The organism is Paenibacillus sp. G2S3 (assembly GCF_030123105.1).
Lineage (GTDB): Bacteria > Bacillota > Bacilli > Paenibacillales > Paenibacillaceae > Paenibacillus_AQ.
In genome coordinates, this window is sequence record NZ_CP126095.1 from 357,765 (window position 1) to 382,583 (window position 24,819).

Annotated in this window: 23 protein-coding genes; all 23 read left to right on the forward strand. The window is 44.5% G+C overall.

From position 1 onward, the window contains the following. Positions 1-15 precede the first annotated feature (15 nt). The 23 genes from QNH28_RS01625 (at position 16) to QNH28_RS01735 (ending at position 24,800) form a co-directional block, all read left to right on the forward strand. The gene (locus QNH28_RS01625; RefSeq protein ID WP_283909891.1) at positions 16-2,526 is read left to right on the forward strand and encodes a PAS domain-containing hybrid sensor histidine kinase/response regulator; all 2,511 of its coding nucleotides are present in this window, start codon (positions 16-18) and stop codon (positions 2,524-2,526) included. Continuing rightward, positions 2,516-3,139, forward strand: coding sequence for a C39 family peptidase (locus QNH28_RS01630; protein ID WP_283909892.1), 624 nt, complete (start codon positions 2,516-2,518; stop codon positions 3,137-3,139). Before QNH28_RS01625 ends, QNH28_RS01630 begins: the two co-directional genes overlap by 11 nt. 121 nt (positions 3,140-3,260) lie before the next feature. Continuing rightward, entirely contained in the window at positions 3,261-5,216 is a 1,956-nt protein-coding gene (pulA, locus tag QNH28_RS01635; protein ID WP_283909893.1) for a type I pullulanase, read from the forward strand. Between the two features lie 293 nt (positions 5,217-5,509). Next, the gene (locus QNH28_RS01640) at positions 5,510-6,994 is read left to right on the forward strand and encodes a glutamate synthase subunit beta (RefSeq protein WP_283909894.1); all 1,485 of its coding nucleotides are present in this window, start codon (positions 5,510-5,512) and stop codon (positions 6,992-6,994) included. 125 nt (positions 6,995-7,119) lie between these two features. Continuing rightward, positions 7,120-7,668: a phosphodiesterase gene (gene yfcE / locus QNH28_RS01645; RefSeq protein ID WP_283912015.1), complete on the forward strand. Its 549-nt coding sequence runs from the start codon at positions 7,120-7,122 to the stop codon at positions 7,666-7,668. A 146-nt stretch (positions 7,669-7,814) separates the two neighbouring features. Continuing rightward, positions 7,815-8,840, forward strand: coding sequence for an agmatine deiminase family protein (locus tag QNH28_RS01650; RefSeq protein ID WP_283909895.1), 1,026 nt, complete (start codon positions 7,815-7,817; stop codon positions 8,838-8,840). A gap of 56 nt (positions 8,841-8,896) precedes the next feature. Further along, positions 8,897-9,772, forward strand: coding sequence for an N-carbamoylputrescine amidase (gene aguB / locus QNH28_RS01655; protein WP_283909896.1), 876 nt, complete (start codon positions 8,897-8,899; stop codon positions 9,770-9,772). A gap of 247 nt (positions 9,773-10,019) precedes the next feature. Continuing rightward, positions 10,020-10,832, forward strand: a complete 813-nt coding sequence (locus tag QNH28_RS01660; RefSeq protein ID WP_283909897.1) for a basic amino acid ABC transporter substrate-binding protein — start codon at positions 10,020-10,022, stop codon at positions 10,830-10,832. Positions 10,833-10,923: 91 nt separating this feature from the next. Then, positions 10,924-11,571, forward strand: a complete 648-nt coding sequence (locus tag QNH28_RS01665; RefSeq protein ID WP_283909898.1) for an amino acid ABC transporter permease — start codon at positions 10,924-10,926, stop codon at positions 11,569-11,571. A 13-nt stretch (positions 11,572-11,584) separates the two neighbouring features. After that, positions 11,585-12,307, forward strand: coding sequence for an amino acid ABC transporter ATP-binding protein (locus QNH28_RS01670; protein WP_283912016.1), 723 nt, complete (start codon positions 11,585-11,587; stop codon positions 12,305-12,307). 157 nt (positions 12,308-12,464) lie between these two features. Beyond that, positions 12,465-12,911, forward strand: coding sequence for a tellurite resistance TerB family protein (locus QNH28_RS01675; protein WP_042123532.1), 447 nt, complete (start codon positions 12,465-12,467; stop codon positions 12,909-12,911). Positions 12,912-13,037: 126 nt separating this feature from the next. Continuing rightward, positions 13,038-13,634, forward strand: a complete 597-nt coding sequence (locus QNH28_RS01680; RefSeq protein WP_283909899.1) for a TerD family protein — start codon at positions 13,038-13,040, stop codon at positions 13,632-13,634. A 29-nt stretch (positions 13,635-13,663) separates the two neighbouring features. Then, positions 13,664-14,239, forward strand: a complete 576-nt coding sequence (locus QNH28_RS01685; RefSeq protein WP_283909900.1) for a TerD family protein — start codon at positions 13,664-13,666, stop codon at positions 14,237-14,239. A 51-nt stretch (positions 14,240-14,290) separates the two neighbouring features. After that, the gene (locus QNH28_RS01690; RefSeq protein WP_283909901.1) at positions 14,291-14,872 is read left to right on the forward strand and encodes a TerD family protein; all 582 of its coding nucleotides are present in this window, start codon (positions 14,291-14,293) and stop codon (positions 14,870-14,872) included. 236 nt (positions 14,873-15,108) lie between these two features. Beyond that, a complete protein-coding gene (locus QNH28_RS01695) occupies positions 15,109-16,392 on the forward strand; it encodes a TerD family protein (protein ID WP_283909902.1) in 1,284 nt (427 codons plus the stop codon). A 26-nt stretch (positions 16,393-16,418) separates the two neighbouring features. Continuing rightward, positions 16,419-17,159 (forward strand): TerC family protein, encoded by a 741-nt coding sequence (locus tag QNH28_RS01700; protein WP_283909903.1) that lies wholly within the window; start codon positions 16,419-16,421, stop codon positions 17,157-17,159. A 177-nt stretch (positions 17,160-17,336) separates the two neighbouring features. Continuing rightward, positions 17,337-18,548 carry an HpcH/HpaI aldolase/citrate lyase family protein gene (locus QNH28_RS01705; RefSeq protein WP_231573371.1) on the forward strand — a complete coding sequence of 404 codons (1,212 nt, stop codon included), beginning with the start codon at positions 17,337-17,339 and terminating at the stop codon, positions 18,546-18,548. Positions 18,549-18,624: 76 nt separating this feature from the next. Continuing rightward, entirely contained in the window at positions 18,625-19,935 is a 1,311-nt protein-coding gene (locus QNH28_RS01710) for a phosphoribosyltransferase family protein (protein ID WP_283912017.1), read from the forward strand. Further along, positions 19,919-21,070 carry a cysteine protease StiP family protein gene (locus QNH28_RS01715; protein WP_283909904.1) on the forward strand — a complete coding sequence of 384 codons (1,152 nt, stop codon included), beginning with the start codon at positions 19,919-19,921 and terminating at the stop codon, positions 21,068-21,070. The genes QNH28_RS01710 and QNH28_RS01715 overlap by 17 nt, the downstream gene beginning before the upstream one ends. Beyond that, on the forward strand, positions 21,067-21,900 hold the full coding sequence (locus QNH28_RS01720; protein WP_042184268.1) for an HAD family hydrolase: 834 nt from the start codon (positions 21,067-21,069) through the stop codon (positions 21,898-21,900). Before QNH28_RS01715 ends, QNH28_RS01720 begins: the two co-directional genes overlap by 4 nt. Next, positions 21,897-22,952 (forward strand): ATP-grasp domain-containing protein, encoded by a 1,056-nt coding sequence (locus tag QNH28_RS01725; protein ID WP_283909905.1) that lies wholly within the window; start codon positions 21,897-21,899, stop codon positions 22,950-22,952. The genes QNH28_RS01720 and QNH28_RS01725 overlap by 4 nt, the downstream gene beginning before the upstream one ends. Before the next feature lie 34 nt (positions 22,953-22,986). Next, positions 22,987-23,688 (forward strand): hypothetical protein, encoded by a 702-nt coding sequence (locus QNH28_RS01730; RefSeq protein ID WP_283912018.1) that lies wholly within the window; start codon positions 22,987-22,989, stop codon positions 23,686-23,688. Positions 23,689-23,699: 11 nt separating this feature from the next. Continuing rightward, on the forward strand, positions 23,700-24,800 hold the full coding sequence (locus QNH28_RS01735; RefSeq protein WP_042123546.1) for a toxic anion resistance protein: 1,101 nt from the start codon (positions 23,700-23,702) through the stop codon (positions 24,798-24,800). The last annotated feature ends 19 nt before the right edge of the window (positions 24,801-24,819 follow it).

Sequence of the window (24,819 nt, forward strand, 5' to 3'; positions counted from 1 at the left end):
GGAGGTCTGGCGTAGATGGATAACTCGGTAGAATATAGCACAATGTTAGAACATGCATTTATGAGGTCCCCAGAGGGAATGGCCGTACTATCTTTAAGCGATGGTAATGGCAACTGGCTGAAGGTCAATCCGGCTTTTTGCAATCTACTTGGCTTTACGGAAGCTGAGTTTCTTGCTGGGGCTATTTTTGTAGAAATGGAAGAGAAACAAGCATCTTCGAATGAGCTCTCCTATAGATTAGTGATGAACGAGCTTCAGAGTTCGCCAGCGGGCAGCTGGAAGAAGGAAGCGTACTTTCATAATAAAGTGGGTCGACCTGTATGGCTTTCCCTGACGTTCTCAGGGTTTAGGGTAGTAGAAGGACAAGCCCCCTCGTATATTATGGTGTATGCCGAAGATATTACGGCTCGAAAGATTGTAGATCAACAAATGCCAGATCATCAAGATCATCATCAGCAGATGGAGGATCAGATTCTTCAAAGCGAGCGCAATTATAGATTAATGTCTGAGAACTCGCTGGATTTAATCTCACGTCATGCAGTTAAAGACAGTATCTTCTTGTATTGTTCCTCGGCTAGCCGTACCCTGCTTGGCTATGAGCCTGAGGAATTGGTAGGCACTAGCGCCTTTAGTTATCTTCATCCAGATGATTTAGTTATGATACAAAATCTAATGGAGCGGAGCCGGAGAACTGGCATTATTCCGGCTGTGTCTTACCGCTATCGCCATAAGAGTGGCAGTTACGTTTGGTTCGAATCCAACAGTCGTTACACCTATGATCATGATGGAAATATCATGGAGATTATAGCGGTTGCACGGGAAATTACGGAGCGCAAACAGTTCGAATTCAAGCTTCAGGAGAATGAACAGCGCTATAAATCCTTATTCGAATATAATCCATCAGCTGTGTACTCAATGAATTTGCAAGGGGATTATTTAACAGCCAATGCGAATCTGGAGAAGCTGACCGGGTATTCGCTGGATGAACTGATCGGAATGTACTTTGGTCCCGTTGTGCATGAGAAGGATATGGAGAAGACGCTGTATCATTTTAACTTAGCTGCTAAGGGTCATCCCCAAAGCTATGATCTGACGCTTATTCATAAAGACGGCCATTTTGTAGAGATTAATACCACTAATATTCCGATCATTGTAGATGATCAGGTGGTTGGTGTGTATGGTATTTCCCGTGATATTACGGAACGTATACGATACACGGAACAAATTGAAAAGCTAAGCAATGAGTACACCCTTATATTAAATGCGGTTTCGGAGGGTATTTTTGGACTCGATATGGAGGAAAAGGTGACCTTCATTAACCCTGCAGGTTTGCATATGCTCGGCTATGAACATGATGAGATCATGGGCCATTCCTATCTGGATCATATTCAGCATTCAGCGTTTGATGGGATCCATTACAGGCCTGAGCAGTCTCCACTTATCAAAGCCATTAGATCAGGGCGATCTTATCAGAGTAAGGATGCGGTCTTATGGCGTAAAGATGGTACAAGCTTTCTTGCGGAATACCAGGTAACCCCGCTCTTTGATAAAGGTGAACCTAAAGGTGTTGTGGTCGTGTTCAGGGATATTACAGATGAGAAGGAGATCATTCGGGCGAAGGAATCTGCGGAAAAAGCGGACCAGGCTAAATCAGAGTTTCTAGCCATTATGAGTCACGAAATACGCACGCCTATGAACGGCATAGTGGGGATGACTGATCTGCTTGCAGAGACGGAACTAGATGAAGAACAACGGGAGTACACAAATATTATTAAGGAGAGCAGTAGCTCTCTTCTATATATTCTGAATGAAATTCTCGATTACAGTAAAATTGAAGCCGGAAAAATGATGATCGTTCATGAGCCTGTGCGTCTTCAAGAGGTGCTGGACAGTGTAACGGATTTATTTATGGCTAAAGCCTTGGAGAAAAACATCGAGCTGTCCTACAGCATGGCGCCAGGAGTTCCAACGTTCATTATGGGAGATGCAGGACGTCTGCGTCAGGTATTGGTCAATCTGGTCAGCAATGCGATTAAGTTTACTGACCGAGGCAGTGTCTGTATTTACGTAGAACAGAAAATGTCCGCAGATGCAAAGAAATCGACTTTGAAGCTTAATGTCAGAGACACGGGGATAGGTATTCCTTTAGAAAAGCAGCATCAGCTATTTCAATCGTTCTACCAGCTGCACTCCTCATTTAATCGTAAGTATGGCGGGACGGGGTTAGGACTGGCCATTTGCAAGAAGCTCGTCGAGCTAATGGGTGGAGCTATTGCGGTGGAGAGTAGCGAAGGAGAGGGCTCTAATTTCTACTTCACGCTACAGATTAATCCTGAAAGCAGAGTTGAGAGCGATGAGGACGAAATTGCTCAGACAGAGTGGAAAAGCGAACAGGAAATGGAATCAGAATCTGATTCAGAGGGACAAATAGATGTGGTTGAAAATGTGATTTTACTCCCGGAAGGCCCTGCCCTTTCAGCTTCTAATCCGGAACCAACAAAAGGTGATCCATCTGATGAAGCATAGAAAGAATGGTCTGAGTAACATACTAACGGCTGATCCATATACACAGTGGGAGGCAGGGGTTGCATCCCCGTCTTCTGCATGTGGACCGGCGACGATGGCAGCTTTAACCGAGTATTGGAATACTCAGCTAGGCATGGACTTTATTCGTGGCAAAGGTCATTTTCACTCTAAAGCAGCTCATATTAATTACATATACAGTCATCACGGAGGAACCCCTTTAGGCATGAGTGCACGTCGTTTTGTAAAGGGAATCACAGCTTATATCAATGCTTCAATCTCGCCGAAAGGGGAGCATAAGCTATCCATCACTTCTTTTAACGACTTCGATGTGTATAAAACGGAGATTGATGCAGGTCGGCCAGTGGCTGTTAAATTTGATAAATGGTTTAATTTTCGGTGGAGAGGGAATTTTGCTTACGACTACCACTGGGTATTAGGAATAGGATATGACGTGCCTGATAACGGGGATCATCCAATCCTCATCGTTCAGGATAATGGTGTGAGGTATAGGGATGGCAGGATTGCCCTTTGTAAAGAACGCCGCATCCCATATTTTGTAAATAAAGACGTCATTACGATGGTGGGAATGAATATCTTGAAAACGTCTAGTTAACCGCGGTTTGGTTAGGCAATTACCCTGGTAAAATGATCTAGTTATTTTGAGTCCAAACGTTTGCACAAATTCGAGGATCATACTATAATCCAGTTAATAACTGGAAAAGGGGATAGGTGCTTTGTCCGTACAAAAGGAAATGAAGGAACCGATTTATTATGGTGATCCTGCGACTACTAGAGGGATTTCCGTATTCGCTCGGGAGTTTGATCAGTTGTTTAGCTATGACGGGGATGATCTCGGACTTACATATTCATCGGCCTGTTCATCATTTTGCTTGTGGGCCCCTACGGCTCAGGAGGCAGAGCTAGTAATTTATGATTCATGGCAGGGAGCTGCAGAGTGCAAATATGCTATGATTCGCGATATTCGGGGAACGTGGAGAGCTACGGTTGACGGTGATCTAGATGGCAAATTCTATACCTACCGAGTGCGTCTAGGTGAACAGTGGAATGAAGCAGCTGATCCTTACGCACGGGCTGTTGGCGTGAATGGGGACAGAGGCGCTATTCTAGATTTGCGTAAAACGGACCCTGAGCGGTGGACGGAAGATAAGCCATCGTTTGAGGATCCTGTAGACGCCATTATTTATGAGCTTCATTTGCGTGACTTATCCATTCATCCAGCAAGCGGTATGGCTCATAAGGGTCAATATCTCGCTTTGGCGGAAGAAGGAACTCGCGGACCTAATGGCATTCTCACCGGACTCGATCATATCGCAAATCTCGGTGTAACCCACGTGCAGCTATTGCCTATTTATGATTATTCTACAGAGAGTGTAGATGAGACGAAGCTGGATGAACCTCATTTTAACTGGGGTTATGATCCGAAGAACTATAATGCTCCTGAAGGCTCCTATGCTACAGATCCGTATGTACCTGGACTACGTATTCAAGAGCTAAAAACAATGATTCAAGCGCTTCATGATCGTGGACTCCGTGTCATTATGGATGTTGTTTACAACCATGTGTACGACGGATATCGCGTGAATTTCACCAAACTGGTTCCTGGCTATTATTTGCGTTACAAACAAGATGGTAGCCTGTCAAATGGCTCTGGTTGTGGGAATGACGTGGCTACAGAGCGATTGATGATGTCACGCTTCATTGTGGAGTCCGTGGTCTATTGGGCCAAAGAATACCATATCGACGGCTTCCGCTTCGATTTGATGGGCTTGATGGATGTCGACACGATGCGGGAAACTCGGCGGCGTCTGGATGGAATAGATCCATCCATCATGACGATTGGTGAAGGCTGGATGATGGGGACTGAGCTACCGATGGAACGGCTTGCTCATCAGAAGAATGCCTCCCTTATGCCAGGAATCGGCCATTTTAATGATGATTTCAGGGATGCGATTAAAGGGAATATCTTCTTGTATGATCAGCCGGGCTTTATCAGTGGAATGATGGGCTTGGAGCCTGCGATCAAGGCGGGGATTGCGGGAGGAATTGACTTCAGCCCAGGAATTAAGCAATTTGCCGTGGAGCCTCAGCAAAACGTTAATTATGTGGAGTGTCATGATAATCATACGTTATGGGATAAAATCGTATTGTCCACCGAGGGGGAGACGGTTACACAGCGCCGTTCCATGCACAGACTAGCTTCTGCGATAGTGTTCATGAGTCAGGGGATTCCTTTTATCCATGCGGGTCAGGAGTTTATGCGTACGAAGGACGGGGTGGAGAACAGCTATAAATCCTCAGTCGAGATCAATCGTATGGACTGGGAGTTGTGCGCTGCGCATCAGGAAGATGTGGCGTATATGGAACAGTTAATTGCACTGCGTAAAGCTCACCCGGCCTTCCGTATGCGAACGGCAGATGACATTCGGAACCATTTGGTTTTTGAAAAAGCACCGGCAAGTGCAGTAGCTTACACGCTACGTGGCCATGCTGGAGGCGATGCAGCGAAGCATATTTATGTTCTTTTTAATGCGAATGCTGAACAGACCACTGTGGCTCTGCCGCAGCTTGGAGCATGGAAGACCATCTTTGGGGCTGATCTTATACAGGATCTTACTGGAAATAAGCTAACTGTAAATGGGATTGGGGCAGTGGTCCTGACGGCGAAATAAATAGCCTTTTACAAGATCATTATTGAAAAGCATGCGGAGTAACGTACTTTAATCAGGTACATTACACTGTGTGCTTTTTTTGTTTTTCTATCTCCTTAATTTGATTGTTTCATTTTACATAAAAAGGTGACATTACTCATTTTCGATGATGATATTGGATGTTAATATGAAGGCATTTACTTTGGCGCTTTAGAGTGGCATAAGCTTAACATCAGACAAACATAGAGCGTATTTTTCTTTTTTAACGGTTTAGAAAGTATATATCTGTGGGGTATTTAGAGAGGATGAAAGAGATGGGGAAAGCAACCGGATTTTTGGAATTTGAACGGCAGACACCTTCGGAGTGTGAGGCGCTGGAGCGGATTAAGAATTGGGATGAATTCTCGATTCCTATGGATGAAGAGAAGCTGCGCGAGCAAGGGGCACGTTGTATGGACTGTGGTACGCCATTTTGTCATGTAGGACGTCTGTTGTCTGGTATGGCTTCCGGCTGCCCTTTGCACAACTTGATTCCTGAATGGAATGATATGGTTTATCGCGGTAACTGGGAGGTTGCGCTGAAACGTCTGCATAAGACCAATAACTTCCCGGAATTTACTGGACGTGTGTGTCCGGCGCCTTGTGAAGGCTCTTGTACAGTAGGGATGAACGGCAAGCCCGTAACGATTAAGTCGATTGAAAAGTCGATTGTAGATAGAGGTTTTGAAGAAGGTTGGATTGTGCCAGAACCGCCGCTTACCCGCACAGGTAAAAAGGTAGCTGTAGTGGGTTCAGGTCCGGCAGGTCTTGCCTGTGCGGCTCAACTTAACAAGGCAGGGCATTCTGTGACCGTGTATGAACGGGCAGACCGGATTGGTGGTTTGTTGACGTATGGTATTCCGAACATGAAGCTGGATAAGAAGACGGTTCAGCGCCGAGTAGACCTGCTAGCGGCTGAAGGCATTACATTCGTAACTCGTACAGAGATTGGGAGAGATATCTCGGCATCACAACTCAAGGCGGAGCACGATGCGGTTGTCTTGTGTGGCGGTTCTACGCAGGCACGAGATCTTCCTATAGAGGGTCGTGAGCTGCAGGGTATTCATCAGGCGATGGAGTTTCTGACACTGAATACTAAGAGTTTACTGGATTCAGAGCTTGCTGATGGAGAATACTTGTCTGCGGCAGATAAGGATGTAGTTGTAATCGGTGGCGGGGATACTGGCACAGACTGTGTAGCTACGTCAATCCGCCACGGCTGTCGTAGTGTGATCCAGCTTGAGATTATGCCACAGGCTCCACTGACCCGTCAGCCTGGCAATCCGTGGCCAGAATGGCCAAAGGTTCTTAGGGTGGATTATGGCCAAAAAGAAGCGGCTTCACTGTATAAGGAAGATCCACGTCGTTATCTTGTTTCGACGAAACGTTTTGTTGGTGACGAGGGTGGAAATGTGCAGGAGCTGCATACCGTGCGAATTGAATGGACTCGTAACGAACAGGGACGGATGATTCCGGTTGAAGTACCGGGTAGTGAGGAAGTTCTAAAGGCGCAGCTGGTACTACTCGCATTAGGATTCACGGGTCCCGAAGAGACTATGCTAGGCGAGCTTGGGGTGGAACGTGATGAGCGTGGAAATGCCAAGGCGGAGTTCGGAGCACAAGCCACCAATGTAGAAGGGATATTCACTGCAGGCGATATGCGCCGCGGACAAAGCCTAGTAGTCTGGGCCATTAATGAGGGTCGTCAGACAGCCCGCGAAGTGGACCGACTCTTGATGGGATCATCGAATTTACCATAAGGATTGAGGTATTTAGACTAGGGCGTTCCTTTTGGGGGACGTCCGCTTTTGCGTTGTTGGCCTATTCAAGGTTAAAATTGTAACCTAAGAACATGATCTACTTTAGTCGAAAAGGAGAATACATGATGAAGCTAATGTTTATTTCCGATATTCACGGATCTTTATTCTGGCTAGAACGGGCTTTGGAAAAGGTAGAGGAAGAACAGCCAGACAGTCTTGTTATCGTAGGAGACTTTTTATATCACGGTCCCAGAAATCCACTGCCGAAGGGTTACGACCCACAGGGTGTTGCTAATAAACTGAATGAATATAACAAAAAGCAGCCCATAACGGCAGTACGCGGTAACTGCGATGCTGAGGTGGACCAGATGCTGCTTCAATTCCCGATGATGGGTGATTATGTCATGCTCCTGCATGAAGGCAGACGAATCTATGTTACACACGGACATGGCTTTAGCATTGAGAATCTACCGGCATTATCTGAGAAGGATATCTTTATTCAGGGGCATACCCATCTTCCGGTTGCGGATGTAAAAGAGGGCGTATACGTGCTGAATCCCGGTTCGATATCGCTGCCTAAAGAGAATAACCCGAATTCCTACGGTGTCCTTGAGGGTGGAGAATTCATCGTTAAGGATTTTGAAGGCAATGTGGTAAAAAGAATTACATTATAAGCTCATTCAGATCATATGTGTCCCGAATTCCTTCCAACATTATTAGTGTCCTAGGGAATTGAGCACTAGAACATATTATTGTATGATGAGGAAGGAGTTTTAAGGGTAGGGCTGGCTCCAAATATAATAGTAGAGGTAGTTAACACATGAATCCTAAAGAATTGAACTATACAATGCCACCGGAATGGGGCAAGCATGAACGTACTTTTATCTCCTGGCCGGTGCAGGAATCCATGTGTTTCCCAGAAAACCATGAGTCTGTGTGCCAAGGTTATGCTGAGATTATCACAGCCATTGCTGAGTTTGAACCGATTACGGTCATCGTTAACCCGGAGGACGTGGAAAAGGTAGAACGTCTGGTCGGCGGACCGAATGTAACGCTGCTGCCTATAGCGCATAGCGATGCTTGGCTGCGTGATAACGGACCTACCTTTGTTGTTAATAAAGACGGCGTTCTAGCAGGCGTGAACTGGAAGTTCAATGCTTGGGGCGGTAAATATTCACCTTGGGATCTGGATGACGAAGTGGCTCCGCAGATTCTTGAACATTCACAAGTGACACGCTTTGATGCACCGCTTGTGATGGAGGGTGGCTCTATTCATACAGATGGAGAAGGCACCTTGATTACTACTGAAGAGTGTCTGCTCAATACGAACCGCAACCCGGATTTGAAGCGCGAGGATATTGAAGAGTACGTGCACAATTATACAGGTACAGAAACTATTATCTGGCTTAAGCGTGGTCTAAGTGGTGATGAAACCGATGGCCATGTGGATAATATCGCTTGCTTTGCAGCGCCTGGCAAAGTTATTATTCAGGTCTGTGAGGACCCGCAGGATGAGAACTTTGAGATTACGCAGGAGAATCTTCGTATTCTGGAGAATGTGACAGATGCGAAAGGGCGTAAGCTGGAGATTATCAAGATTCAGCAGCCACCACGGGTGGATCATGACGGCAGCCGTCTGACGCTCAGTTACTTGAATTTCTATTTCGTAAATGGTGGAATTATATTGCCTGTGTTTGGCGGTACAGCGGTAGAAACAGATAAACTTGCTGAGGAAGTACTCGCTGGATTGTTCCCAGACCGCAAGATTCGTACAGTTAACGGTATGGCGGTCATCACCGAAGGTGGGAATGTTCACTGCACTACGCAGCAAATGCCTGCTAAGTAATAATTGAAAGAAACTAAACGTCCAAAGGGACATTTATATACAAGGAGGACAGATTCTTGAGAAATGTAAAAGTAGCTGCGACACAAATGAGCTGTTCCAGCAATATTGATGAGAATATCAGCAAAGCCGAAACATTGGTCAGAGAAGCGGCGGCACAGGGAGCACAAATTATTTTGCTGCAGGAGCTCTTCGAGACTCCGTATTTCTGCCAGAAAGAGAAAGCTGATTATTACGCATATGCGACAGAGCTTGAGCATAACAAAGCGATTAATCATTTCACAGCAATAGCCAAGGAACTACAAGTGGTGCTGCCGATCAGTTTTTATGAGAAAAAGAATTACGCGCGTTACAATTCACTAGCTGTAATCGACGCTGATGGAACGATATTAGGCAAATACCGCAAGAGCCATATTCCAGATGGTCCAGGGTATGAAGAGAAATTCTACTTTAATCCGGGAGATACTGGTTTTAAGGTATGGAACACTCGCTATGCCAAGATTGGTGTAGGGATCTGCTGGGATCAGTGGTATCCAGAAGCGGCTAGAGTGATGAGCTTGATGGGGGCTGAGATTCTCTTCTATCCAACAGCTATCGGATCAGAACCGCAGGATGGATCGATCGATTCCAAGGATCATTGGCAGACTTGTATGCTTGGACATGCAGCAGCCAACCTTATTCCAGTTGTTGCTTCCAACCGTATCGGTGAGGAGATTGATGAAGATTCGAGCATTAATTTCTACGGCTCTTCGTTCATTGCGGGCCCGCAAGGCAATAAAATTGTTGAAGCAGGCCGAGACGAGCAAACTGTGCTGGTAAGCGAATTTGATCTGGATGCTTTGGAAATCGGACGGATCGAGTGGGGCGTTTTCCGTGATCGCCGGCCAGATCTATACAAACTGATTGGTTCTTATGATGGGGATATCATACTTTAATAGAATTCACAGTTAAACGTACTAAAGGCACTGCTAGAGAGAAAGAATCTCTGGCAGTGCCTTTTTTGGTGTTCCATCGAGGAAAATGGAGGTTCTTTCAATTTGAACTACGAATAAATATCACGATACATCAATATTATGTTATATAACATTACATTATTAAGAAAACTTAATTGTCACCAAATCTTTATTCTGTTAAAATCTCTTTAAGTTATTTACAAAAAATAGGTTAAACGGAGATGATACTATGAAAAAGGGTTGGGTTATGTTAGCTTTAGTTTCATTGATGATAGTGGGAATAGTGGGTTGTGGGTCGAATAATGATGCCAATAGCAATAAAAGTGCGGCAGTAGAGAAAATTAAATTTGCCAGTGATGCTAGCTATGCTCCCATGGAGTATATGGATACGGATACGATCAAAGGGTTTGATATTGATTTCATTAAGGCGGTTATGGAAGAAGCCGGACTTAGCTATGAGGTAACCAATACTGGCTGGGACACGATGCTTACGAGTGTAAAGCAAGGCACGGAGTATCAAGCGGGATTATCTTCAGTATCGATCACGGACGAACGTAAAGAAACGTATGACTATTCTATTCCTTATTTTGAATCTACTAATATGATTATGGTCAAAGAAGGTAGTGATATCAAAAATGCCCTCGATCTTAAAGATAAAAAGGTCGCTGTTCAGGCTGCTACTACCGCAGATGAGCTAATGAGTGGAATTATGGGGATTGATAACGCAAATCTGAAGCGTTTCGACAGCAATGCGGTAGCGTTGATGGAACTGAATGGTGGTGGTGCGGATGCGGTTGTGGCGGACATTGCCATAGTTCGTGAGTACATGAAGAACAATCCGAAACAGAATTTGGTGGGCATTGTGGACACAGAGAATTTCGGAGCTGAATATTACGGCATTTTATACCCCAAAGGCAGTGAGTTAAGAGAGAAACTGGATCCTGCCATCCAAAAGGTATTGGAGAACGGAAAGTATGCAGAAATCTACAAAACATGGTTCGGCGAGGAGCCAAACCTAGATAACTTGCTTAAGGCGGAATAAGGATAGAACCGAATAGGCATGCGTAATGATTGCTATTGCGCATGCTTCTTTTTAATTATTTGTAGCCTAAAGAAAGGGAGGGGAGAGTCCTATGGATTTTAGATTGGACATCATCATTCAATATTTTCCTGTCTTATTAAAAGGGACACTACTGACGATCGGTATTTCTGTGGTCTCTATTCTATTTGGTTCTATCCTGGGCTTGGGAATTGGATTCGGAAAAATGGCACCAAAATGGTATTTTCGCTGGCCTTTTCATTCCTATATCAATTTCTTTCGAGGGACTCCGCTGTATGTGCAGATTCTAATTGTTCACTTTGGAGTGATCCCCCCGATTTACGGCAAAACCAACGCGCTAATCACTGCGTTTGTCGCTCTTTCGCTCAATTCAGCAGCTTATTCTGCGGAGATTTTTCGGGCGGGTATTCAGTCCATTGACCTTGGGCAGCGGGAGGCAGCCATTTCACTTGGGATGACAAAATGGCAGGCGATGAGATTTATTATTTTACCACAGGCGATCAAACGGATGGTTCCGGCTTTTGGCAACGAGTTTATTGTATTAGTTAAGGACTCTTCCCTTCTTGCGCTCGTAGCTGCACCGGAAATTATGTATTGGAGCAACACAATGAAAGGGCAATATTTGCGGATCTGGGAGCCTTATTTGACGGCAGCACTTATTTATTTCATTCTCACTTATTCTCTCAGTAAGCTGCTAAGCTACGTCGAACGGGGGCTGTAATATGAGTGAGCTTATGATTTCAGTGCGAAATTTACATAAATCCTTCGGAACAACTGCAGTATTGACCGACATAAGCATTGATATTTTTAGTCAGGAGGTTGTGGTGGTTATCGGCCCATCCGGATCGGGTAAATCTACCTTTTTGCGATGTCTGAATTTGCTGGAGCAGCCGCAGAGTGGTGAAATTGTGATAGAGGGTACCTCTTTGTTGGACACGAGCACTAATATTAATGCAATCCGTACAGAGCTAGGGATGGTATTTCAGCAGTTTAATCTATTTCCTCATATGAAGGTAATTGAGAACATTATGCTTGCACCGATTCAGGTGCGGAAATGGTCTCCAGATAAAGCGCGGAAAAAAGCACTGGAGCTATTACAAAAGGTAGGTTTAAGTGAAAAAGCGGAGATGTATCCAGCTTCATTATCAGGTGGTCAGGCTCAGCGGGTAGCGATTGCACGGGCGCTGGCGATGGAGCCTAAAATTATGCTTTTTGATGAACCCACCTCTGCGCTGGATCCAGAAATGGTCGGTGAAGTGCTGGCGGTGATGAAGGATTTGGCTCGTGAGGGAATGACGATGATCGTTGTGACCCATGAAATGGGCTTTGCGCGTGAGGTTGGGGATCGTGTGCTGTTCATGGAACAGGGCGAAATCGTGGAAGAAGGCAGTCCGGAGCAATTGTTCGGAAATCCTGTGCAAGATCGGACACAATCTTTTCTATCAAAAGTACTGTAAAAGTCTGGAAAAGTAGAATATTGCTATTTTATCAGGTATATTAGAAGAGTAAACCGTGATTCAGGGATCTACTATGAAAATTCTGTCGGATACGTGGAGAGGAGGCTCTGGGATATCTTTTGTTATCATAATCTTGCGGTGATAGAAGGAGAATACGATGAGCACATTTAAAAGCTGGTTGAATACAACCAAAAACGGACTAACAGATCAAGTGAAGAAATTCAAAAATAAAGATTTCATGAATGCGGTAGTTGCGGGCTGCGCCTTAGTTGCTGCTGCCGACGGTAAAATAGAAGAAGCTGAAAAGAATAAAATGGCTGGTTACATGAATATGAGTAATGAGCTTAAGGTGTTTGACATGAGAGACGTCATTACCCAGTTCAACTTTTATGTAAGTAACTTTGAGTTCTCCCCAGAAATCGGTAAGCAGGAAGCACTGAAAGCCATCGGTAAGTTTACCGGCAAACCGGATGTGGGGCGCGTAATTGTGGGTGTATGCTCAGCTATTGGCTCTGCTGATGGTGATTTTGATGACCATGAAAAAGCAGTTGTGCGGCATATCTGCGGTGTCTTGGGATTAAACCCTAGTGAATTTAGTTTATAAACGATGTAATACCATATACATGAGTTCGGATGAAACGTATTTAGTTCTTTAGCGTATCACTGATAGAACATACAAAAGCTAGACTAACAGATGGTGATTCTTTTTAGGGAATGGAGGTACGTAAAGTTGGCTGGAATTAATCTGGTAAAAGGTCAGAAGATTGACCTCACAAAAGGTAATGCAGGCTTATCTAACGTAATTGTAGGTTTGGGCTGGGATCCGGCTGAACCGGCTCGCGGATTCTTCGGTATGAAGAAACAGGCCAACGTGGATTGTGATGCTTCAGCACTGATGCTTAATGAGAATGGTAAGCTAGTTAAGAAGGGGAACCTGATTTGCTTCCATAATAAGCAAAGCCCTTGTAACTCTGTCATTCATTCCGGAGACAATCTCACGGGTGATGGAGACGGAGACGATGAGCAAATCATGGTCAACTTGAATGCCATTCCTTCCGATGTACACAAGGTTCTTGTAGTTGTGAATATTTATGATGCTACGAACCGTAAACAGGATTTCGGACTGATCAAATCAGCTTATATCCGTGTGATAAATGCTGTAGGCAACAATGAGCTAATCCGCTTCAACCTATCTGATAATTACAATGGTTATACAGCGCTTATTTGTGGGGAGCTTTACCGGCAAGGTGGCGAATGGAAGTTCGCCGCAATTGGTGAGGGCAGTCACGCGGCGCATATTAATCAACTGGCAGAACGCTACGTATAATCCAAATTAAAGAAAAGAGGAATGTTATCATGGCAATTAACCTATCCAAGGGTCAAAAGATCGATTTAACAAAAACAAACCCAGGTCTATCCAAAATCACAGTAGGTCTTGGTTGGGACACCAATAAATATGACGGCGGTAAAGATTTCGATTTGGACGTTTCTGTATTCTTGACGAATGCGAACAGCAAAGTTGAAAAAGAAACGAACTTTATTTACTTCAATAATAAACAAAACGAGAACGGTTCTGTCGTTCATACAGGGGACAACCGTACTGGAGACGGCGATGGTGATGATGAGCAGGTTCAAGTGGACCTTCTGAGTATCCCGGCGGATGTAGAAAAAATAGCTTTTACTATTACCATTTATGAAGCTGAAACAAGAAGCCAAAACTTCGGTCAAGTTTCTCGTTCTTATGTACGTATCGTAAATGATTTGAACAATGAAGAGCTAATCCGTTTCGATTTGGGTGAAGACTTCTCTATTGAAACTGGCGTTGTTGTCGGTGAGCTATACCGTCACGGTGCAGAGTGGAAGTTCAATGCAATCGGTAGCGGCTACAAAGATGGTTTGAGCGGTTTGACTCGCGATTACGGCTTGCAATAAATCTTGTAGTACACAGTGAACTGAATCTACTCAAGAAAGAAGGTTATGTCAGTGACGATCAGTCTTTCCAAAGGACAACGGATTGATCTTACCAAGACTAATCCAGGTCTAACAAAGGTAGTTGTTGGATTGGGCTGGGACACTAATAAGTATAGTGGAGGTCAAGATTTTGACCTCGATGCTTCAGCGTTTCTGCTTCATGAAGACGGCAAAGCTAAAGGTACAGATGATTTTGTATTCTATAACAACCCCAATGGTGGTGCAGGTTCTGTAGTCTATACGGGGGATAACCGTACAGGTGAAGGCGACGGAGATGACGAGCAAATTATCGTTGATTTCAGCAAAGTGCCTGCCCATATTCAGCGGATTGGTATAACTGTAACGATTTATGATTACGAAACTCGTGCACAGAACTTTGGACAAGTCTCCAATGCTTTCGTACGTGTTGTGGATGCTTCGACGGATCGTGAAGTGCTCCGTTACGACCTGGGTGAGGATTTCTCAACAGAGACGGCAGTTGTATTCTGCGAATTCTACCGCCATGGTGCGGATTGGAAGTTCCAGGCAATTGGTAGTGGTTTTGGCGGCGGCCTTAGCGCATTGTGTAAAAATTATGGGCTGGACGCGCAATAGCATCTTCCGGGCGGGGTCATCACCGATCCTGCCCTTTTTTTAATTCTTTATGGATTCCCTTACAAAGACGTGGAATAGGTCTCGAAGTATAAACTCCACTTTGTGGGGTTATTTAAAAATAAAGTATAAGTTTCATACGATACTATATGTCTTATATTTCTCGCTTAAACGCTTGCCGTCCTTATAAGGACGCTGAAGGCGTTTATGCTTGCTCCATTTATAAAGGTGGTGTAAGAATGGGTATTACAGTTGTTAAAGGACAAAAGGTTGATTTAACTAAAGGGAATCCTGGACTTGCTTCTCTGATCGTAGAGATTGGCTGGCAATCGCCATCTTCACTTGAGATCGATACTTCTGCTTTTCTGCTTGGAGCGCAAGGTAAAGTTAGCAAAGATGAGGATTTAATATTTTATAATAATCCGTCTACACCTTATATCAGATATAAGGAAATGCCAACATCAAACAGCCTCAAGCAATTTGATGTGGAACTCAATAAAGTTCCTTCTGATGTGATGAAACTAGCGTTTACACTTACCATCTATGATGGTGAGAAGCGAGGTCAAAGTTTTAGGCAGGTAAATCAGGCCTATTTTCGGATTCTGAATCAAGTAACAGGTGCGGAGCTTCTCCGATGTGATCTTGAAAATCATTTCTCCGTAGAAACGGCTATTGTGGTAGGAGAATTATATAGATATAACGGTGAATGGAAATTCAGCGCCATTGCCGCGGGTTTTGCTGGTGGCTTACAGGAACTCTGTAGGAACTTTGGGATAGAAGCGAACGATGAACCGGCACCGACACCGACACCAGTGCCTAAGCCTGCTGCTCCGCCGCGGCCAGAGCTTAAACGTCAATCAGCGCCGGTAACGGAGCCTAAGATTCAGATTCCACCTCCACCTGTAACACCTCCTCCGATCAACCTCAACCTGAAGAAGATCGAACTGAAGAAAAAAGGTGATTCGATCAACCTGAAGAAATCAGCTAGTGGTTTGGGTGAATTGCTGATAAACCTCAACTGGAACCAGAAGCAGGGTGGAGGACTTTTTAATCGTAAAAACGGTGTAGATTTAGATCTTGCGTGTCTATATGAGCTGAAGAATGGGAGTAAGGGAGTAGTTCAAGCGCTGGGCAATGCTTTTGGCTCGTTAAACCAGCCTCCTTATGTCATGCTTGATGGCGATGATCGGACAGGCTCTGTAACAACGGGTGAGAATCTACGGATTAATGGTAGTAAAATTTCCGAAATTCAACGGATTCTAATTTTTTCTTTTATTTATAAAGGCGTTACCAATTGGTCAGAAGCTGACGGTGTTGTCACGATTACCCAGAGTGGTGGACCTGATATTATTGTCAATTTGGACGAGCATAACAACCGCAAAGGCATGTGTGCGATCGCGTTGTTTCGAAATGTGGACAACGAGACATTCAGTGTTGAACGGCTGGTCCAATATTACAGTGGTCATCGGGAGATTGATGAGGCTTATGGATGGGGACTGCGCTGGGTTGCTGGCAGTAAATAAATTATTTTTCCGGAGGCGCAAGTGTAATGGATTGGTTCGCTGATTTTTTCAGGAATATTAGTGAGAACTATGGTCATTTTTTCTCATGGAGCGATGTGGTAAGTACGCTCTCTGACCCAGTTAGCTGGGGGATTATCGGAAGCTTAGTGCTGCTAGAGGGACTGCTCTCTGCAGATAATGCGCTTGTTCTCGCCGTCATGGTTAAGCATTTACCTAAAGAACAACAGAAGAAGGCGCTCTTTTACGGAATCATAGGAGCTTATGTATTCAGATTTTTGGCTATCGGTCTCGGGACCTTTCTTATCAAGTTCATGTTGGTTAAGGTTCTCGGTGCAGCCTATCTCTTTTATATCGCTTATGGCGGATTATTTAAGGGCGGTGGCGATGAGAAGATCGAGAATAAGGGGTTCTCTTTTTGGAAGACGGTTCTCCTTGTTGAGTTAATGGATATTGCTTTTAGTATTGATAGTGTCATTGCAGCCTTTGGAGTTAGTAACCAGGTTTGGGTACTCTTTATGGGTGGAATCATAGGCGTTCTGATGATGCGGGGAGTAGCGCAATTATTTTTGAAGCTCATTGATAAAATTCCGGAGCTGGAGCGTGCTGCTTTTGCACTTATTGCCATTATTGCTGGTAAAATGCTCGCGGGGGCTTTTGGGTACGAAATGCCTCATGTATTATTCTTTTCAATTATTATTCTTGTATTCGGTGGTACGATTCTTTACAGCGTATTGCGTAAGAAAAAAGAAGCCCATAGAAATGCTTGATTTTAAAGCTAGTTGAACATCGCTGCTTTCAGGTAATCGTATATGTTTATAGCGTAGGCCTTCACTTATATATGAGAGAACCGGATAGGGTATTTGTATTGCTGGTTCTGCCATTCTCTATAGGAGAGGCCTACGCTTGTTTTGCTTGGCTTCGCAAAACTTTAAGGGGGAACCATCTTGAGATACTTCGATTACCTGACGAAAGAACAAGAAATAGCCTTGTTTTATAATCCGCCGATTTCATTTAACCATAATACTACGAGTAAAGATTTGCTGGCTCATGCTGTTGGAGCTGCCCTTTATATGCCAGCGACTCGTGCTAGTGTTCCCGAAGACATTTTGAAGCTTAAAAGTGCAGGACTTGTAACCGTTATTATTGATCTGGAGGATGCGATTGGAGATAACGAGGTTGACCATGCAGAGGAGTCTCTCATTCAGCATCTTATTTTTCTCGCCGCATATGAGGAGAATGAGCCAAGCGGGAGTGATAGTCTTCCGCTTCTTTTCATCCGAGTGCGTAATCCAGAGCAGCTACGGCAGCTGATTTTTCGATTAGGATCTTTAGTTACGATGTTAACGGGTTTTGTTTTCCCTAAGTTTTCGGTCGATAACGGAATCCAATATTTTGAGGCGATAGCCGATTACAATAGAACGCGCAGCTACTCAGACCCTGTGCTGTATGGCATGCCAATCCTGGAAAGTGCGCCTATTATTTACCGGGAGAGCCGGGTAGATAGTCTTTTATCTATTCGTAATTTGCTAGGCAACTACCGCGAATATGTGTTAAACGTTAGAATTGGAGCAACGGACTTCTCTAGTTTATTCGGACTGCGCCGTAGTCCTGATATTAGCATCTATGATCTTACCCCTATTCGAGACTGTATATCGGATATTATTAATATTTTTGGCAGAGTGGAAGAGGGGTATGTAATTTCCGGACCAGTCTGGGAATATTTCGCGAATAAAGGACATCGGGTGCTCAGGCCACAGCTACGTCAGACCCCATTCGAGGACACCTATGGTAAAAATGGCCGCGACATGCGAAATAGTTATATTTCTAGCAGCATGGACGGGCTTATTCGTGAAGTGATTTTGGATAAGGAAAATGGGATCTTGGGCAAGACGATTATACATCCCTCCCACCTTAGACCTGTTCAGGCTATGTACACGGTAATGCACGAGGAATATGTTGACGCCTGCAGTATCGTAGAGAGTAACGATGGTAGCCTTGGAGTCTTCAAGAGTCAATATTCTAATAAGATGAACGAAATTAAGCCACATTTGAACTGGGCAAAACGGATTTTATTACGATCACAAATATACGGGGTGTTACATGAACAACAGCATTTTGTCGGATTATTACCCGAGAACGAATTTACACACGTATAACATAGTCGAGAACCTGCAGGTTACGGTTACTGAAACCTCTAATCCCTTTCATTTGCCTGTGGATACTTTATTCTCCATGGCAGCCCGAATTAATAAGAAACGCTCCTTTTTGTTCGTCAGCAAGGTGCTTGGCAAACATATCCCTGTTAATCCGTACACCTCTCTGCTAAGTGGTGCTGCATTAGCGCTGCTGTTATATCAGGAGATGAACGGTAATTCTGCGGATAATGATAGGATGGAAGATTTATTAGATAAAGCTGTACACGGACTGATGCACCCTGAGTCTGCCAAGGAAGCCTATGAGCATTTATTAGCCGCACGATTAGTTCTTCCTAGGCCCGTTGTCTTTATTGGTTTTGCTGAGACTGCAACTGCACTGGGTCACAGTGTGTACAACATGTTTGCCGATGCAGCATCATATATTCATACTACCCGTGAGCATATCATCGATTTGGAGTCCATTGTTAACTTCGAAGAAGAGCATTCACATGCGGTTGACCATCTATGTTACGCCTTGAACGCTGAGCTATTGTCAGGGACTGAGCCGATTATACTGGTGGATGATGAGATTACAACGGGGAATACAGCGATTAATACGATCCGTGATATTCAGTCCAAATTCCCTCGGGAGGAATATGTAGTCGTTTCTATTTTGGATTGGAGGAGCGGTCATAATCTTCAAACCTATAGCGAATTAGAACAGGAACTGGGGATTCGGATTAAGTCCTTGTGTTTGCTTCAAGGTAGTATTGAAGTGAAAGGCACGCCTTTGCTTCATGCTAGGAATGACAAAGATTTGGTCCCGTCTTCAGTGGAGTCCGAAGTGGTAACAACTTATGTGGTGGACGGTTTAGAACGTCTGCAGGCGACATCCATAGATTCATATGGTGACACCAATGCATCCCCTTATGTGAAGTACAGCGGACGTTTCGGACTGGAATCACTGAATAATGATAAGGTTGATTTGGGAGTAACCCGGATAGCTGAACAGCTTAGAGAACTAAGAGAGGATGATTCTAGGACTCTAGTGATGGGTGTTGGGGAATTCATGTACCTTCCTATGCGGATAGCGGCTGAGATGGGGGAAGGTGTTTCTTATCAGTCCTCTACTCGTAGCCCAATCCACCCTGAGCGTCGACCAGATTACGGGGTGCATAGTGGTGCTGCATATCCTTCAGCTGGCGATCCGGAAGTTACAAACTTTATTTATAATGTAGACCCTGATCAGTATGATGAAATATTCGTTTTGATTGAGCGTGATGTACCGCATGAGCGAATGAAACCCATGCTTGATATACTGAAGACACTGGCCCGCCATAAAGTGCATCTTATTGTACTAACTCCTGAAGGAAGAAGTGGAGGCCCCCAGTATGAAGGGAACAAGTAATCATAAAGTCATGGATAAAAAAATAGCAGAACCGGTTCCGCTAGGTAGCTATTCACCGTCAGATGTTACGTTTCTGCTCAAGGATCTTAGTGATGTTTCGCTGGAGCTGGCGACGGAAGAGAGGGAGGAGGCTATTCAATCGGGTGTCCATTATTCTGAGATGCTGCCTGTTGAATATCAGCCTACTGAACAGTATATTGACTTGTTTCATGAGACGTTGCAGCAATCGGCTAAGAAGGTTGCTTTAGCTGTTGCCATTGTTTCTGAGATGATTGTCGCAAGAAGAGGGCTAAGTACTGTGCTTGTCTCTTTAGCTAGAGCAGGAACACCTATTGGTATACTGATAAAGCGCTATATAGCAGAGAGATACGAAGTAGATCTACCGCATTATAGTATTTCTATAATTCGGGGCAAAGGGATAGATGAGAATGCGATACTCTACATCCTACAGAAGCATGGACTCGATGCTGATTTGCAGTTTGTGGATGGATGGACAGGAAAAGGGGCTATCCGTGGGGTGCTGATCGATTCTTGCAACACCCTCTATGAGAAGTATGGTATTCGCTTAAATGATGATCTTGCCGTATTGGCTGACCCTGGAAACTGCGCAGGCATGTTTGGGACTAGAGAGGATTATCTCATCCCTAGCGCCTGTTTAAACTCTACCGTTTCAGGGCTGATGAGCCGAACGGTGTTACACGCTGATCTCATTGGTCCTGAGGAATTTCATGGTTCAAAGTTTTATAAGGAGTGGCTGGATGCGGACGAGTCCAATGTATTTATTGATACAATTTGCCCGTATTTCCCTTCCGTGGTAGCAGAAGCGAAGCGCGTTGCCGAACAGATGCTGGAGCATCCGCCAGAAATCACTTGGCAGGGTCTTCGTGATATTCAGAGTATTCAGGAGACTTTTGGCATAGATAACATTAATCTGATAAAGCCAGGAGTCGGTGAAACAACCCGTGTATTACTGCGCAGAGTACCTTGGAAAATTCTTGTCGATACTATGGATAATCCGAATCTAAAGCATATTCTTCTCTTAGCGAAGGACCGGGGTGTTCCTGTTGAGATCTTTCCTGGGATGACGTACTCCTGCTGCGGAATAATTAAGCCGCTGAAGGGGGAGACAGAATGATATATGCTAGTGATCTAGATCGTACTTTGATTTATTCTTTAGGTGCAATAGGTGTGCCGGAGAATACCCCAGGTCTAATTCCGGCGGAAATTATAGAAGGAAAGACGAGATCTTACATTTCGCAGCAAGCATTAAATCAGCTGATGGATCTGAACACACGGATTATTTTCATCCCGGTTACTACGCGTACGATACAACAATATAAGCGTATTAATCTGTTTCAAGAAACGGTCATACCTGACTATGCGGTTACAAGCAATGGGGGAAATATCCTAATCGGTGGAGTTGTCGATAAGGAATGGAGAGAATCAATCGGTAGATTGGTCGCTCGTCATTCTGCTGGGGCTGAAGAGGTTCGATCGTATATCAAGGCGGTTGTACGTGAGGATTGGATCATTAGCGAGAATTATTGTGATGATCTATTCTATTCCTTCATGGTTTATCGGGATCAGTTACCTTTAGATGAAATCACTAATCTATCAGATCGGCTCTACAACCTCGGCTGGAGAGTTTCTTTACAAGGCCGCAAGCTGTACGCTGTGCCGGCTGCCGTGAACAAAAGCGATGCTATACTCCATTTGCGGCGCACCGTTCGCTCTGAACCTATGGTGGCCTCCGGGGATTCACTGCTAGATAAGAGTCTGCTTGAGAGTGCCGACTATGCTATTGCCCCTTGCCATGGTGAAATATTTGCAGAGCAACAGAGTGGTCTTGTAAAATCAAGATATCCATTTACGAAAGAATCAGGTGTATTTGCTGGAGATGAGATTTTGCAGTATGTAAATATGATCTATAATAATCTAACTGCATTGGGAGTGGGGCCACTATGAAAAAGGTAAATATTTATTTCAATCGTTGGTTTTCCGTGGCTTACCATTATATGAATCTCCTTCGCAATAACGAGGATGGTATACCGGTTCAAATCTTTGCAACACATCCGGATATCCGCCATATGTCGCTACAAGGTGCTGATTTTGCTGAAACCGAGCCGGCGCTGGAGGGAAAAGAATATGTTCAGTTTTGCGTAGACTTCTGTCGGCGGAATGAGATCGATGTTTTTATTCCACGGCTGCATATGCTTGATATTGCTTTACATGTTGCAATGTTTGATGCGATTGGTACGAAGGTGCTGGTCTGCAGAGATCTTGACTTGCTGGAGTCTATTATGGACAAAGGTAAATTTTACGAGAATGTTAGAGAACAAGGGATCATGACTATCCCGGATTATCACGTAGTTAGTACAGCGGAGCAATTTAAAGAGGCTTACGAGGATCTTGTTGCCAAAGGGCATCGTGTTTGCTTTAAGCCTACTGAAACAGAAGGCGGGTTAGGCTTCCGTATTATCGACAATACCCGCGATCCTCTTCAAGAGCTTTTTGGGTATGTAACTCCATTGATTACGTTTGATGATGCCTATCGTATTCTTGCAAGCAAAGAGACCTTCCCTGATTTGATGGTGATGGAATTACTGGAGGGTTACGAGTATAGTATAGATTGTCTGGCAGATGAGAACGGTAAGCTATTAGTAGCTGTGCCACGTCGAAAAGTGGGCGGTCGCCTGCGATTGATGGAGCATATTCCTGAATTGGAGGAGATTGCAGCTAGAGTTGCAGAAGTTTATAAGATCCCCTTCAATTTCAATATTCAAATGAAATACAATGGAGATACTCCAAAGCTGTTGGAAATTAACCCACGAATGTCCGGTGGACTGCATATGTCATGTCTGTCAGGGATTAACTTTCCTTATCTAGCCGTCAAAAGCGCACTCGGTGGCGAGGTTCAGCCTATGAATTTTGAAGGTGATGTATTGGCTAGCCATCTGGAGCAACCGATGATTATGAAAATAAACGGCCAATCCGTCATTCCGGATGCCGTGAATTGAGCGTTCATAAAGTCGCTCACAAGAGGTGAGAACAATTCAGTTTAAATCGAAAGTATTGCTTTACGCCGGTATCGGCTATGTTGTCGCTGTATTAACGAGCTCTTTTCTGCCTGAGTTCATCTCTCTGCTGTTGCCTTTAGCGGGTGCGGGGATAGGTGCTCTGGTAACGAGAAGTCCAAGAACCAATCTCCCAGCGGAGGTGTTGCCAGCAGGGCCTGTGACAGCACCTATTGCTCCGGCGCCCGCTGCGAATACTCCACAATTAGACAATACGACGAATGATACTGTATCAGGTAATCATAGCTATGACAGTAGAACTGAGGCTGTGAAGATTGGACCGGAGTTCGCTCCGGTTGTGGAGTATCTTAGCATTCTGGAAGATATGATTATCTCAGAAGGGCAGAAGGATACGCTAGACAATGAAATTGTCGAGAAATCACTGGCGCTCTTCGCGAGGCTTCAACGTGTAATTCCGCTGCTTCAGGAGCTGAATAACGGCGAGATTAATCATACGGTCCGCAGATTGATTTTGAAGGATTTGAATGGTGTAATCAACCCGTTCTTACGCCTAGGTGGTGAAGCGAAGACGAAGAATCGGAGAATGCTGCTGAACGGTTTAAGAGATGTCGATTCCAAAATATCGGATATCGCATCCACGATCGAACATAAAGACCTGATGGAACTTCAGACGAAGGCGGAACTGATTCATCAGCGGTACAGCAGTTCCGAACTATAGGAGGGAATCCCATGTCCACGCAGTTGATCCAATTAAAAAAAGAAGATGAACAAAAGGTAGTCGAGGAAGCCGCGCAATTGATTGAGAAGGTATCCCAAACGGATACTGTTACACTAGATTCCTTGATGGATGATATCGGTAAGCTTGGGGTTAAGACGCAGGAAAAAGCAGGACAAACCTTGAAGCTGCTGGATCGCCCAGTGAATGACCTGATGTCAGGCAAACGCGTTGAAGTGCCTAACATGATTATGAAGCTGCGGAACGAGTGTGAGAATCTGCAGCAGAGTAAGAATGTGAGCTTCTTCGGCAAGATGTTGCGCAAGAGTCCGATGAAGAATTATGTGTACAAATATCAGTCGGTCCGCACGAACATTGATGCCATAGTTACAGGGCTTCGCGATGGTAGAGATACCCTCGAAGAGAGCATTGTGAATATGCGTCAGCTGAAACGTACCTCCATGGAAGAGATTTATAACCTGCAGACCAAAATTGCCTTCGGCAATAAGCTGAAAGAGCTGTTCGAGGTGGAGATTGCGAAGCCGGAGAATGAGTTCCGTAAAGCTTATCTGGAGCGTGGTCTGCGAAAAGTAATGGTTCGTATTCAGTCGATGACAGAAATGATTCTGCTGTACAATCAAGCCATTGCTGCTACAGACATCATCAACGATAATAATGATAAACTGATTGATTCCGTAAATAATGCCATTGATAAGACTTCTAATCTAATCACAGTGTCGGCAATGATTGCGATGTCGTTAGCGGATCAGGAGAATGTTATCAACGCTGTAGAAGCGACGAATAAGACGATTGAAGATCAGTTTAAAGAAAATGCACGTCTGCTGCGTACCACTACGGAGAAAACAACCGAGTTGCTATCTAAGCCTTCTATGTCTATGGAAGCTGTGAATCAAGCGATCGGCGATCTGCTTAGCGCACTAGACACTTCAGAACAGTCCAACCGACGTATTATTGAGAGCTGCCAGGATTATACATCTAAAATGACGGCTATCAATACCCAGCTTGGCAATCGTTTAGGATTGAATGAGGCGGACAAGCCTCAGGCGCTGAAGCAAGGAGAAGCTGAGAGTCAATTGAGCAGTTTCTTGAACTAATTGTTTCTGAAATTAGCAT